Genomic DNA, 12,992 nt, shown 5'->3' with positions numbered 1-12,992 from the left:
GCGCTGGGCGGGTTGATCAGCGGAGCCATGGGCCGTGCCAAGGGCGTCGGCGGCAAGGGCGGAGCGAAGGCGGACATCGCCACCGACATCACCGCCTCCCTCGTCGTCTTCCTCGTCGCCCTGCCACTGTGCATCGGTGTCGCCGTCGCCTCCGGCGTCCCCGCCGAGCTCGGCATCATCTCCGGGGTGATCGGCGGTCTCGTCGTGGGCGCGGTCCGGGGCAGCACGCTCCAGGTCAGCGGCCCGGCCGCCGGGCTCGCCGCGCTGGTCGCGGAGACCGTCGCCGAGGTCGGCGTGGCCATGCTCGGCGTGATCGTGCTGTTCGCCGGCATCCTCCAGATCATCCTGGGACTGGTACGGCTGGGCCGGATGTTCCAGGCCATCTCGGTCGCCGTCGTCCAGGGCATGCTCGCCGGCATCGGCGTGCCGCTGATGTTCAGCCAGGCCTACCCGATGGCCGACGCCAAGGCCCCCGGCACCGCGCTCGAGAACATGGCCGGGATCCCCGGGCTGCTGGCCGGCATCCTGACCGACCCGCAGGCGATGATCGCCACCCTGCTCGGCGCCGTCACGGTCGTGCTCAGCTTCGTGTGGAAGAAGGTGCCCGGGCCGGCCGGGAAGATCCCCGCCGCCCTGGTCGCCGTGGGCATCGGCACGGTCGTCGCCGCGCTGCCCGGCGTGAACGTGAAGACGCTCCAGGTGGGCAACCTGCTCAACTCCGTGCAGGTGCCGGGCGCGGAGCAGTTCGCCGGACTCGCCGACGGGACGATCATCACCGCGATCCTCACCTTCACGGTCATCGCGTCCGCGGAGAGCCTGTTCACGGCCGCCGCCGTGGACCGTATGCACAGCGGCCCGCGCACCCGCTACAACACCGAGCTGATCGCGCAGGGCGCCGGCAACACCGTCGCGGGCATCCTCGGCGCGCTCCCCATCACCGCGGTGGTGGCGCGCAGTTCGGCGAACGTCCAGGCCGGGGCCAAGACCCGGCTCTCCCGCACCCTGCACGGCCTGTGGCTGCTCGCCTTCGCGCTGCTGCTGCCGCAGGTGCTCGCGCTGATCCCGATCTCCGTGCTCGCCGGCGTCCTCGTGCACAGCGGCTGGAAGCTGTTCGGGCCCGCCGAGTTCCCCAAGATGTGGCGGCAGGACAGGGGCGAGTTCGCGGTGATGACGCTGACCATGCTGGTCATCGTGGCGACCGCGCTGCTGGAGGGCGTGCTGTTCGGTCTCGCCGCGGGGATCGTGCTGGCCGCGCTGCGCATGTCGCAGACCGTGATCCGCCAGCACGTCGAACAGGACACGGCGAAGGTCGTCATGGCGGGCAACGCCACGTTCCTGCGGCTGCCGAAGGTGATCGACGCGCTGGAGGCGGCCGCCGCGGCCGGGAAGCCGAGGATCCGCCTCGACCTGACCGGCGTGACCCACCTGGACCACGCCTGCCGCAACCAGGTCGAGGAGTTCACCGCCCAGCAGCGGGGACTGGGGCTGCGGGTGGAGCTGCTGATGCCGGGGGAGGCGAAGCCGGCCGGTTCCGCGACGCCGGCCTTCGAGGCTCCGGCGACGGAGCCGCTGCCCAGGCGCCCGGTCACCGCGGAGGAGACGGTGGAGCCGCCGCCCTGGCCCACCGCCGACGCCGAGTGGTTCTACCTCGACACGCGGCCCCTCCCGGAGGAGCACTCGCGCTCGCCCCTGGTGGGCTGAACCAACAGGGGGACATACCGCGGTGGCGTGCACGCCCGAGCAGGCGTGCACGCCACCGCGTCCGTGCAGGGGGCCGGATCAGCCGCAGCTGCCCGAGATCCACCGGTGGGAGCGGACCTTGTACGTACCGGCCAGGTTGCCGCCGTGCTGCTGGCGGGTGCAGCCGACCCGGTCGCTGTAGTTGGCGCCCCGGTAGTACGCGACACCGGTGGAGCTGCTGGTGCCGGCGTTCCACACGGACTTCACGTTGGTCGTGGCGGCCCAGGAACACCGGACGGCACCGCTCTGCCAGTCGGGGTCGGCCACGTCCCAGGCGCACTTGCTGCCGGTGAAGTTGGCTCCGGTCCAGAAGCAGATGTGCCCGGACGCGCAGTCCACCGCGGCGGGCGCGGCCGGGGCCGCCGACGCGGAGCTGGGCACGGCCAGGGCGGTGACGGCGGCGGCGCTGACGGTGAGAACCGCGAGCAGCGAGTTCGTACGAGAGCGGCGTACGGAAAGGCGCATGAGCCTGGTCTCCTCGGAGGTCGGGGACGGTGGAGCGGACGGCCCGACGCTGGCAAGGCACGACCGGGCCGGGCAAGGACGAAGGGGCCGGCTGGGATGCCGGGACGGCGTCCCGGCGCCTGCCTGGCGCGTTCCGGAACCGTTGGGACGGCCATGGGACGCCTTTGGTGGCACAGTGTCGGCACGAGACGCCCGACCAGCGTCCTGTGGGGATTCCCGAGGGGGGAACGGCCTTGTCCGCATGCCCGGAAACCGAGCGGTTCGCCGCGCTGTTGCGTTCGTTGAAGAGCCGGTCCGGCCTGAGTTACGAGGCCCTCGCCAGAAAGTCCGGACTGGCCGGGTCGACGTTGCACCGCTACTGCAAGGGCACGTCGGTGCCCCAGGACTACGGAAGCGTGCACCGGCTGGCCACGGTCTGTGGCGCGACCCCGGACGAACTGCGCACCCTGCACCGCCTGTGGGCACTGGCGGACGCGGCGCGGGCCGCCGCGGAACGGGGAGCGGTGCCGGAAGCGGCAGGGAGGACGGAACCGGAGGCGACGCAGGAAGCCGAGCCGAAGACCGAACCGAAAGCCGAGCCCAAGGCCGAACCGAAAGCCGAGCCGAAAGCAGAGGCGCCCACCAAGGCCCCGACCCCGGACCGGGGCCCGGCCTCAACGCCGGCCCGGGGCCCGGCCCCGGACCCGGACGGCGACCGGGCACCGGAGCAGCCCGCCCCCGGTGCGGCACCCCGGCCCGCGCGGCAGCCGCGCCGGCACCGGCTGCGCGCCACCGTCGTCATCGCCGCGGTCATCGCCGCCGTCACGGTCTCGGCCTGGGTGCTGTCGAGCGGCCGGTCGCCCTCAGGCGACGGTGACGGCGGTGGCCGGAGCACCGGCGAGGCGGTCCGGCCGTTGTTCTCGGCCAACTGCCCGCCCGTGATCGCGATGGGCGAGCACGACGAGTGCGTGCGGGAGGTGCAGCGCCTGTTGCACGACAAGGGCGCGGACATCGGCGTGGACGGGGACTTCGGCCCGCAGACCCTGCGCCGGGTCACCGCCTTCCAGGTGCTCGCCGGACTGCAGCCCAACGGGGTCGTCGCGGAGCCGACGAAGAAGGCGCTCTACACCTCGCCTGTCCGGATGGGCGTGTGGTCGCCGAAGAAGGTGCGGCAGCGGGTCCGGGAGGTGTTCCCCGAAGTGCCGGACAAGGCGGTGGCCATCGCCGACTGCCAGTCCTTCCTCGACCCGCTGCACATCCTCCCCAACACCAACGGCACCCGGAACTGGGGCCTGTTCCAGATCTCCGACGCCCGGCTGCGCGAGCTGGGCGGCACGCCGCGCGAGGCCCTGGACCCGGAGTGGAACATCCAGGCGGCCCGGAAGCTGTGGAGCCGGGACCGCGACTTCGGCGACTGGCCGCACTGCGAACGCGCCGCCGACGCACCCCGGTCCCCGACACCGACGCACTCGCCCACGGCGGCACGGACACAGCGCTGAACGCCGTGCCCGGCGTCGTGGGCTGGGGTCGGTGATCGTCCCGGTCGGGAGCCGTGGCCGAGACCACGATGGACACGATCCGGTACAGCGCCTCGGCCGTCCGGCCGGTGCTCGCGCACGCAAAAACACCCCTCCGCAAGGAGGGGTGTTTTCAGAGGCGGCCGACTACGCGATCCGCACCTGGTACGCCGTCACTCGTACCGTCTCGTCGTCCAGGCACTCGCCGGACGTCAGGTCGAAGCGCTGCTTCAGCAGGGGGGAGGCGACGAAGGGGCGGCCCTGGTGGGTGCCCGTGAGGCCCCGGGAGAGGACCGCGGCGCCGGTGAAGGGGTCGCGGTTGTCGATGGCGAACAGGGCGCCGGAGCGGTCCCGGAAGATCGCGGCCTGCCGGCCGTCGGGCAGCAGTGCCGCCACCCCGCGGCCCGGCAGCAGCGTGCTCAGGTCGCAGACCGTGAACCAGTCGCCGTCCAGGGCGAGTTCGATCTTGAGATCGGTGGTCTCGAGTGCCAGGGTCATCGCTGGGCGCTTCCTTCCAGTACGTCAGCGGCGGGTCGCATGCCGATGGACAGCAGCGGCAGGTCGGGCTTCATCTGGTCGCGCTCGGGCACGAAGGCGACGACGGGGTCCGGGGTGTCCGGCGCGTTCACGAAGGACACGAACCGGGCGAGCTTCTCGGGGTCGTTGATGGTCTCGGCCCATTCGTCGCGGTAGTGCGCGACGTGCGCCTGCATCAGCTGCTCCAGCTCGTCGCAGATGCCGAGCGAGTCGTGCACCACCACGTCCCGTACGTGCTCCAGGCCGCCCGGGATCCGCTCCAGCCAGGTCGAGGTGCGCTCCAGGCGGTCGGCCGTGCGGATGTAGAACATCAGGAACCGGTCGATCAGCCGGACCAGTTCGGCGTCCGACAGGTCCTGCGCGAGCAGGTCCGCGTGGCGCGGCGTCGCGCCGCCGTTGCCGCCGACGTAGAGGTTCCAGCCGTTGGCGGTGGCGATCACGCCGAAGTCCTTCGACTGGGCCTCGGCGCACTCGCGCTGGCAGCCGGAGACCGCCGACTTCAGCTTGTGCGGGGAGCGCAGACCCCGGTAGCGCAGCTCCAGGTCGATCGCCATCTTCACCGAGTCCTGGACGCCGTAGCGGCACCAGGTCTGGCCGACGCAGGACTTCACCGTGCGCAGCGACTTGCCGTAGGCGTGGCCGGACTCGAAGCCGGCGTCCACCAGCCGGGCCCAGATCAGCGGCAGCTGCTCGACGCGGGCGCCGAACATGTCGATCCGCTGACCACCGGTGATCTTCGTGTAGAGGCCGAAGTCGCGGGCGATCTCGCCGATCACGATCAGCTTCTCCGGGGCGATCTCGCCACCGGGGATCCGCGGCACGACCGAGTACGAGCCGTTCTTCTGCAGGTTGGCCAGGAAGTGGTCGTTGGTGTCCTGAAGGGCCGCCTGCTCGCCGTCCAGGACGTAGCCGCTCGCGCCGATCGTCGGGGCGAGGGAGGCGATGATCGAGCCGACGGTCGGCTTGCAGACCTCGCAGCCGTCACCGCCCCGGGCCTCCTCGCGGCCGTGCCGGTCGAGCAGGTCCTGGTAGGTGGTGATGCGCAGGGCGTGGACGATCTCGTAGAGCTCCTCGCGGGTCTGCCCGAAGCAGCCGCACAGGCCCTTGTCGACCTCGACGCCGCTCGCCTCCAGCTCGGCGTTGACGAGCTGGCCGAGGACCTTGACGCAGGAACCGCAGCCGGTGCCGGCCTTGGTGCACTTCTTCACCTCGGGCACGGTCGTGCACTGGTGGTCGGTGACCGCGCCGCGGATCGTGCCCTTGGAGACGTTGTGGCAGGAGCAGACGATCGCGTCGTCCGGCAGCGCGGACGGGCCGAGCTGGACGGACTCCCCGGCACCGGCGGGCAGCACCAGCGACTCGGGCGAGACCGGCGGGATCGAGCCGGTGAACGCCTTCAGCGTGCCGTACGCCTCCGCGTCGCCGACCAGGATGCCGCCGAGCAGCGTGCCGTCGCGGCCGATGACCAGCTTCTTGTACAGGCCCGCGCGGGAGTCGGAGTAGACGACGTCCAGGCAGTCCTCGGCGGCGCCGTGCGCGTCACCGAAGGACGCCACGTCCACGCCGAGCAGCTTCAGCTTGGTGGAGAGGTCGGCACCGGTGAAGGAGGCCTCGTCCGAGGCGATCGTGGCCGCCGCCGTCTCGGCCTGCTCGTAGCCCGGGGCCACCAGGCCGTACACCCGGCCGTCGGAGGCCAGCGCGCACTCGCCGATCGCGAAGACGTGCGGGTCGTTGACCGTACGGCACTGCTCGTCGACCGTGATGCCGCCGCGCTCGCCGACCGTCAGACCGCAGTCGCGGGCCAGCTGGTCGCGGGGGCGGACACCGGCGGAGAACACCACCAGGTCGGTGGCGAGTTCGGAACCGTCGGACAGCTTCATGCCGGTGACCGAGCCGTCCTCGCCGACCACCACCTCCTGCGTGCCCACACCCGTGTGGACGCTCAGGCCCATCTCCTCGATGGTGCGCAGCAGGGCGGCGCCGCCGCCGTCGTCGACCTGCACCGGCATCAGGCGCGGCGCGAACTCCACGATGTGGGAGGTGAGTCCGAGACCCTTGAGGGCGCCGGCCGCCTCCAGGCCGAGCAGACCGCCGCCGACCACGGCACCCACCTGGGCCTTCTTCGCGTACTCCTCGATCGCGAGCAGGTCCTCGATCGTGCGGTAGACGAAACAGCCCTCGGCGTCCTTGCCCGGGACCGGCGGCACGAAGGGGTACGAGCCGGTGGCCAGGACCAGTACGTCGTAGTCGACGACGAGGCCGGAGCGGGCGGTGACCCGGCGGGCCTCCCGGTCGACGCTCTCCGCCGGGTCGCCCACGTGCAGCTCGATGCCGTGGTCCTTGATGAACTCCATGTCCGTCATGGACAGGTCCTCGGGCGTCTTGCCCGAGAAGTACGAGGTGAGCTGGACGCGGTCGTACGCAGGACGCGGCTCCTCACAGAGCACGACCACGCGGTGCGTGGCGGTCAGGCCGCGCTCGGCGAGCGCTTCGAGGAAGCGCTGGCCGACCATGCCGTGGCCGACGAGCACGATCGTGGGGGTGGCCCCCTCGGTGGCGGTCATTAGGAGCCTCCATCGTTGGTAAGCAGGTGGAGCAAGGGGCCGCCGTCGGAGGGGAGCGGCTCTGCTCCCTCCCAGGCGCGGGCGAGCGCGCCGACGGTGCCGAGTTCGCCGACGAGGACCCCGCCGACCAGGCGGTCGTCGCGGACGACGACCTTGCGGTAGGTGCCGCGGGTGGCGTCGGCGAGCTGGACGACGTCGTCGCCCGGGAGCGCCTCGGTCTCGCCGAACGCGGCGAGGTCGAAGGGGCTGTCGTGCCCCGTGAGCGTGAGGCGGGTCAGCGACCGGGTGCCGGTGTACCGGGCGGTCGCGTCACCGGCCAGCAACTCCGCGAGTGCGTCGGCCTGTTCGAGCGCCGGGGTGGCGAGGCCGTAGAGCACGTCGTCGTGCTGGGCGCAGTCGCCGACGGCGTGGATGTACGGGTCGGAGGTGCGCAGCTCGTCGTCGACGACGACGCCCTTGCGGACCTCCAGTCCAGCGGCCTGCGCGAGACCGACCCGGGGGCGCACCCCGCAGGCGACGACCACCAGGTCGGCGTCGAGCGCGTAGCCGTCGGCCATCTCCACCGAGCGGACCGCGCCGCCGACGCAGCGCACGTCCCGGACGCGGCACTCGGTGTGCACCTCGACGCCCAGGTCGGTCAGGTGCCGCTTGACGAGCTTCGACGCGGCCGGGTCGAGCTGGCGCTCCATCAGCCGCTCGGACTGCTGGGCGAGCACGACCTGGGCACCGCGCAGGGCGAGCGCCCGGGCGGCGGAGACCCCGAGGAGCCCGCCGCCGATGACGACCGCCTTCACGCCCGGCCGGACCGCCTTGGACAGGCCCAGGCAGTCGTCCATGGTGCGGAACGCGTGGACGCCCTCGGGGAGTTCGTGATTCTCGGTGAACAGCCCGCGCAGGGGCGGCAGCACGGGGTTGGAGCCGGTGGCGAGGACGAGCCGGTCGTATGCGATCACCGTGCCGTCGGCGCACTCGACGGTCCGCCCGTCGCGGTCGATGCCGACGACCCGGCCGCGCGTGGCCTGCGCGGGCGCCGGCAGGGCGATCACCTCGGGGCTGTACCGTCCGGCCAGCACCTCGGCGAGCAGCACCCGGTTGTAGGGCCGGTGCTCCTCCTCGCCGATCAGCAGCGCGGGCGTGCCGAGCTCACCGAGCCGCCGGGCCAGTCGTGCGCCCGCGAGGCCGGTGCCGATCACCACCACACGCTCATTCGAGGTCATGCACTTGAGCGTGCGGTGCCGGTGTTACCCGGCAGCATCGCCTCTGTTTCCCGCGGGGAACGCTGCCCTCAGCGGGGCGGGGGTGTGGATGTGAGGGTTCCTGACGTGCGGCGACGGTGGCTGTGAGGGGCGTCGTACCGGCCTCGTACCAGTCTCGCACCGGCCTCGCATAGGGTCACGATCATGCCCGACATATCGCTGACCATGATCGTCCTGCTCTGCGTCGCGGCCCTCGCCGCCGGCTGGATCGACGCCGTGGTCGGCGGGGGCGGCCTCCTGCTGCTGCCGGTGCTGCTGCTCGGACTGCCGGCGAACACACCCGCCGCGCACGCGCTGGGAACCAACAAGGCCGTCGCCATCGTGGGCACGACGGGCGCGGCGGTGACGTACGCCCGCAAGGCCCCGGTGGACGTGAAGACAGCGGTCCGCATCGGGCTGGCCGCCCTCGCCGGATCCTCCGCCGGGGCCTTCTTCGCGGCCGGGATGAGCACCGACGTCCTCAAGCCGGTGATCATGGTGGTGCTGCTCGGGGTCGCCGCCTTCGTGATCCTGCGGCCCGCCTTCGGCACGGCCCCCGCGACCGGCCCGGCCACCCGCCGCCAGATCCTCGCCGCGATCGGCCTGGCGGGCCTCGGCATCGGCTTCTACGACGGTCTCATCGGCCCCGGCACCGGCACCTTCCTGGTCCTCGCGCTCACCGCCGTCCTCCACCTCGACCTCGTCGCAGCCTCCGCCACCGCCAAGGTCGTCAACTGCTGCACCAACGCGGGCGCCCTGGCGACCTTCGCCTGGCAGGGCGCGGTCCTGTGGCAACTGGCCGCCCTGATGGCCGTCTTCAACCTGGCGGGCGGCACCCTCGGCGCCCACACCGCCTTGAAGAAGGGCAGCGGCTTCGTCCGGATCGTGCTGCTGACGGTCGTGTTCGCCCTGGTGGGGAACCTGGCGTACGAGCAGTGGCTGGCTTAGGCGACGCCCGGGCCCCGCTGCAGATCCAGCAGCTCGACCATCCCCGTGCCGTCCTCGTCCCCGTGCCCCTGCGCGAGCCTGCGCTCCATCAGCTCCATGTACGGCGTCAGCAGCTCCGGGCTGACCCGCTGCTCCTCGGCCGTGCGCAGCAGCGTGGCGTTGCCCGCGACCTGCATGGCGAGGTTGGAGACGACGTCCTTGGCGTAGTCGCCGCTCTGCAGCTGCTCGGCCGTCTGGTGCACGGCCGGGGCCATCGCGGACAGCCAGTCCGCGAGCAGCGGTGCGAAGTCCTTCGGGGCGATGTCCTCCGGGCGGATCAGCGCGAAGGCGTGCGTGATGCCCGCGAACATGCCGGACATCGCGCTCAGCAGCGCCACGTCGTGCAGCGCGGCGAAGCCCGGGTCGGCCCCGACGTAGCGGGTGCCGGCCGGGACCGCGAGGGTGCCGCGGTGCTCCTCGAACAGCTCGGGGGAGCCGCTGTAGAAGACGTATCCGCCGGAGTCCGGCACCCCGATCATCGGCGGTACGGCCATGATGCCGCCGTCCAGGAAACGGGCGCCGCGCGCCTCGGCCCGGGCGGCGAGCGTACGGCCCTCCTCGGGGGTGCCCGTGGTCAGGTTGACCAGATCCCGCCCGGCGAGGACGGCCCCGTCGAGGGCCTCGCCCACGGAGGCGTCGTCGAGCAGGCAGGCGATCACCAGGCGGTTCGCCGCCACGGCCTCGGCGGCGCTCGCGGCGACCACGGCGCCCTCGGCGGCGAGGGCCTGCGCGCGGGCGGGGGTGCGGTTCCAGACGGTCACCTCGTGCCCGGCGGCGAGCCAGGCGCGGGCGAGGGCGGTGCCCATGGCACCGGTGCCGAGCAGAGTGAGCGGGGTGCGGGAGACAACTGCGGTATCGGTCATGGCGTTTAGGCTCGTCGCTGAGGAAGCGCCCGCTCAAGTACGCACTTGGAAGTGGGTGGTTACCTCGCGGGAAGAGTCCAGGCAGCGGCAGGGGAGGAGCTCGGGCATGGGGACGACGGGGCGGCGGCCGGGGGCGTACGTCTGCGGGATCGACGCGGCGATGGACGTGATCGGCGGCAAGTGGAAGGTGCTGATCCTCTGGGCGCTGAACGAGCGGCCCTGCCGTTTCGGCGAGTTGCGCCGGGAGCTGCCGGGGATCACCGAGAAGGTGCTGGCCTCGCACCTGAGGGAGATGAAGGCCGACGGCCTGGTGCACCGCGAGGCCTACGACGAGGTGCCGCCGCGCGTGGAGTACTCGCTGACACCCCGGGGCGTGTCCCTGAACGAGGCACTGGAACCGCTCGGGGCCTGGGGGAGGGCCAACGTCCTGGGCGGGTCACCGGCTGCCGGTCAGGTGCGCGAAGACGACGACGTTCCCCTGGTAACCGGTGCCGCGTGAGTAGCCGCCGCCGCAGGTGATGACCCGCAGTTCGGGGCGGGGGGCGGCGCCGTAGACCTTCTCGTCGGGGAAGTCCTTCGCGGCGTACACCTCGACGGCGTCCACGGTGAACACCGCGACGCCGCCGTCCCGCCGGTCCACCTCGATCGTGCTGCCCTTGGCCAGGGCGCCGAGGCCGTAGAAGACGGCGGGGCCGTCGGCGTTGTCGACATGGCCGGCGACGATCGCCGTGCCCCGTTCGCCGGGGGTGGTGCCGGCCTCGTACCAGCCGGCGAGGTTCTCGTCCGCCGCGGGCGGCACGTCGAGACTGCCGGTCTTCGTCAGCCCGAGCCCGGTCAGTGGCGCGTCGACCCGGATCGCCGGGATGCGGATGCGGTCGGGCGGCGAGGGCGGCAGGGCGGGCACGGCGGGCGGCTCACCGGCGCGGCCGTCCAGCCCCGCCCGGGCCTGCGCGGCGGACGGCTGCGGAGGGGCGTGCGTCTCGGCGCCGTTGCGCAGCAGCCACGCCCCGGAGCACAGGGCGAACACCGTCACGGCCGCCATGGCGGCGTTGGCCGGGTTGCCGAACCCGCTGCCGTACCTGGGGAACCTGCGCATACCCGACCCTTTCTGATCTCCCTCCTCGGCGGGAGCCCCACCCCGTGCCCCCCTCCGGGCCGCGAGGGGCGTCGGACCCGGAGGGGGAGGGGACATGCGGTACCGGCGACGGACAGCGGAGGGTGTCCGTCAGATCCCGTCGCCTCTCGCCCGGCGATGCAGGAGCCAGGTACCGCCCGCGGCGGCGACGGCGAGGGCCGCCACACCGGCCGCGGTCTGCACGGGATCGGGGCCCAGGGCGCCGCCGACCCCCGTCTTCACACTCCCCCGGGGATGCACCTGCCCGCGCATCGACGTCAGCGTGACCACCAGGTCCCCGGTGACCCGCCGGCCGCTGCCGTCGCAGGTGGCGGTGATCTCGTACGTTCCCGGCTGCGCACTGGGCGGCACCCTGAACCGCCCGGTCGCGTCCTGCCCGTGCGCGTCCGGCGCCAGGCTGAGGGAACCGGCTCCGACCGCGCTGGCGTCGCCCGTCGCCGAGCCGCCGTCGCCGCAGGCCGCCGTGTGCACCGTGACCTGACCGCCGGGCACGACCGGGGCCGGGGAGACCTCCAGGCCGCCGGCGGACGCGCCGTACGCGGGGGCCGCGGCGAGCGCCGCGGCGGCGACAGCCAGCGCGGTACCGGTCAGCGGCCGGGCGATACGTCGCATCGGTGCTCCTTCGAGCGGTTCGGTCGTGCGCCTGCCCTTCCGAGGTAACGGGCAGCGGGACGACCGCGCTTGCTGAGGGAGCGTCAGGATTGGGGTGAATGGGTGTCAGTCGGGGGTGAACCGGCGGTTTCCCGTGGTCGTTTCGGCAGGTCACGGGCGTTCGGCGGGCGGGACGGGGAAAAGCGCGGGGCGCGCGTGTGAACGGGTGACCCGGGTGTGCGAGCCGACACTTGACCTCAACAATGGTTGAGGTACGAGGCTGTGGCGCATGAACACAACCGCTACCGAATCGGCCGCCCGGCAACAGACCGCGACCGATCCGCTCCGCCTGACCCTCGTCGTGGGCAGCAACCGGCACGGCCGCTTCGGCCCCGTCGTCGCCGACTGGCTCCTCGGCCGCATCCGGGACCGGGACGACCTGGTCGCCGAGGTCGTGGATGTCGCCGAGACCGCGCTGCCCATGTCCCTCGAACCGACCCCGGAAGCGACGGCCGCACTGTCCGGCATCACCCCGAAGCTGGCCCGCGCGGACGCCTTCGTGGTCCTCACCCCCGAGTACAACCACTCCTTCCCGGCGGGCCTGAAGAACCTCGTCGACTGGCACTTCACCGAGTGGCAGGCCAAGCCCGTCGGCCTCGTCTCCTACGGCGGCCTGTCCGGCGGCCTGCGCGCCGCGGAGCACCTGCGTCAGGTCTTCGCGGAGCTGCACGCCGTGACGGTCCGCGACACCGTCTCCTTCCACAACGCCGGCGCCGCCTTCGACGACCGGGGCGTCCTGCGCGACCCGTCGGGCCCGGACGCGGCGGCGAAGACCATGCTGGACCAACTGGTGTGGTGGGGCCGTGCGTTGCGGGAGGCCAGGGGGAGGTGGGCCTACGCGGGCTGAGCCCGCATCAGGCGCACACCCGTCTCGCGCCGGTCCGTCTCGCGCCGCGCTCCCTCACACCCGCGCCCGCCAGTCCCCGCCCGCGATCGCCCGACCCCGGGCCCGCAGCCGCGTGGCGACGGCGGGCGCGGCCACGTACACCCACGCCCGGACGACCGCCCCGTCGGCCTCTCGTACGACCTTCCGCTCGACGCGCACATACAGACTGCGCGGATCCCCCGGCACGTACTCCTCCAGCCGGTCGAGCTCGGCGAGCAGCCCCTCGTACGCCTCCGGCAGTGCGCTGATCAGCTCCCCGCTGATCACGCCGCCGTCCGGCTCCTCGACCGCGTACGGGTAGCCCGGCCCCTCGTACAGCACCGCGTCCGCGAGCCTCCCCGGCTCCTCGGAACGGGTGCGGCCGCGCAGGAAGAGGTCGTGGTTGACCTCCCCCGGACGGAGGGTGCCGTAGACGAAGAAAGGGAGGGTCACA

General features: G+C 72.8%; 13 protein-coding genes. 5 read left to right on the top strand and 8 right to left on the bottom strand.

What is annotated here, in order from left to right; translation table 11 throughout:
* Window positions 1–27: 27 nt before the first annotated feature.
* Window positions 28–1,701 carry a SulP family inorganic anion transporter gene (locus AB0G20_RS01835; RefSeq protein WP_361294256.1) on the top strand — a complete coding sequence of 558 codons (1,674 nt, stop codon included), beginning with the start codon at window positions 28–30 and terminating at the stop codon, window positions 1,699–1,701.
* Between the two features lie 78 nt (window positions 1,702–1,779).
* Here the strand turns inward: AB0G20_RS01835 and AB0G20_RS01830 are convergent, their stop codons facing one another.
* Entirely contained in the window at window positions 1,780–2,205 is a 426-nt protein-coding gene (locus tag AB0G20_RS01830) for a peptidase inhibitor family I36 protein (RefSeq protein ID WP_361294253.1), read from the bottom strand.
* Between the two features lie 233 nt (window positions 2,206–2,438).
* Between AB0G20_RS01830 and AB0G20_RS01825 the strand changes: the two genes are divergently transcribed.
* Entirely contained in the window at window positions 2,439–3,683 is a 1,245-nt protein-coding gene (locus AB0G20_RS01825) for a helix-turn-helix domain-containing protein (RefSeq protein ID WP_361294250.1), read from the top strand.
* Window positions 3,684–3,848: 165 nt separating this feature from the next.
* On the opposite strand, the gene nirD is transcribed toward AB0G20_RS01825, so the two are convergent.
* The 3 genes from nirD to AB0G20_RS01810 are packed head-to-tail and all read right to left on the bottom strand — an operon-like array spanning window position 3,849 to window position 8,019.
* Complete coding sequence (nirD, locus tag AB0G20_RS01820) at window positions 3,849–4,199, bottom strand: nitrite reductase small subunit NirD (protein ID WP_361294247.1); 351 nt, start codon at window positions 4,197–4,199, stop codon at window positions 3,849–3,851.
* A complete protein-coding gene (gene nirB, locus AB0G20_RS01815; RefSeq protein ID WP_361294244.1) occupies window positions 4,196–6,802 on the bottom strand; it encodes a nitrite reductase large subunit NirB in 2,607 nt (868 codons plus the stop codon). Before nirB ends, nirD begins: the two co-directional genes overlap by 4 nt.
* Entirely contained in the window at window positions 6,802–8,019 is a 1,218-nt protein-coding gene (locus AB0G20_RS01810) for an FAD-dependent oxidoreductase (protein WP_361294241.1), read from the bottom strand. The genes nirB and AB0G20_RS01810 overlap by 1 nt, the downstream gene beginning before the upstream one ends.
* A gap of 183 nt (window positions 8,020–8,202) precedes the next feature.
* On the opposite strand from AB0G20_RS01810, the gene AB0G20_RS01805 reads away from it, so the two are divergent.
* A complete protein-coding gene (locus AB0G20_RS01805) occupies window positions 8,203–8,985 on the top strand; it encodes a TSUP family transporter (RefSeq protein WP_361294238.1) in 783 nt (260 codons plus the stop codon).
* Here the strand turns inward: AB0G20_RS01805 and AB0G20_RS01800 are convergent.
* Window positions 8,982–9,887, bottom strand: a complete 906-nt coding sequence (locus tag AB0G20_RS01800; protein WP_361294235.1) for an NAD(P)-binding domain-containing protein — start codon at window positions 9,885–9,887, stop codon at window positions 8,982–8,984. The two genes, AB0G20_RS01805 and AB0G20_RS01800, sit on opposite strands and share 4 nt — an antisense overlap.
* 106 nt (window positions 9,888–9,993) lie before the next feature.
* Here AB0G20_RS01800 and AB0G20_RS01795 point away from each other — a divergent pair, with 106 nt between their 5' ends.
* Window positions 9,994–10,386, top strand: a complete 393-nt coding sequence (locus AB0G20_RS01795; RefSeq protein WP_361294232.1) for a helix-turn-helix domain-containing protein — start codon at window positions 9,994–9,996, stop codon at window positions 10,384–10,386.
* On the opposite strand, the gene AB0G20_RS01790 is transcribed toward AB0G20_RS01795, so the two are convergent.
* Both AB0G20_RS01790 and AB0G20_RS01785 read right to left on the bottom strand, forming a co-directional pair.
* Entirely contained in the window at window positions 10,324–10,983 is a 660-nt protein-coding gene (locus AB0G20_RS01790) for a class F sortase (RefSeq protein ID WP_361294229.1), read from the bottom strand. The genes AB0G20_RS01795 and AB0G20_RS01790 overlap by 63 nt on opposite strands.
* 129 nt (window positions 10,984–11,112) lie before the next feature.
* Window positions 11,113–11,634, bottom strand: a complete 522-nt coding sequence (locus AB0G20_RS01785) for a hypothetical protein (RefSeq protein WP_361294226.1) — start codon at window positions 11,632–11,634, stop codon at window positions 11,113–11,115.
* A gap of 268 nt (window positions 11,635–11,902) precedes the next feature.
* Between AB0G20_RS01785 and AB0G20_RS01780 the strand changes: the two genes are divergently transcribed.
* Window positions 11,903–12,520, top strand: a complete 618-nt coding sequence (locus AB0G20_RS01780) for an NAD(P)H-dependent oxidoreductase (RefSeq protein ID WP_361294223.1) — start codon at window positions 11,903–11,905, stop codon at window positions 12,518–12,520.
* Window positions 12,521–12,574: 54 nt separating this feature from the next.
* On the opposite strand, the gene AB0G20_RS01775 is transcribed toward AB0G20_RS01780, so the two are convergent.
* Complete coding sequence (locus AB0G20_RS01775; RefSeq protein ID WP_361294220.1) at window positions 12,575–12,991, bottom strand: gamma-glutamylcyclotransferase family protein; 417 nt, start codon at window positions 12,989–12,991, stop codon at window positions 12,575–12,577.
* Between the last annotated feature and the right edge of the window lies 1 nt (window position 12,992).

Source organism: Streptomyces sp. NPDC024017, assembly GCF_040638895.1.
GTDB lineage: Bacteria > Actinomycetota > Actinomycetes > Streptomycetales > Streptomycetaceae > Streptomyces.
Note: the sequence above shows the minus strand (reverse complement) of the source record. Positions and strands in the feature narration are given on the sequence as shown.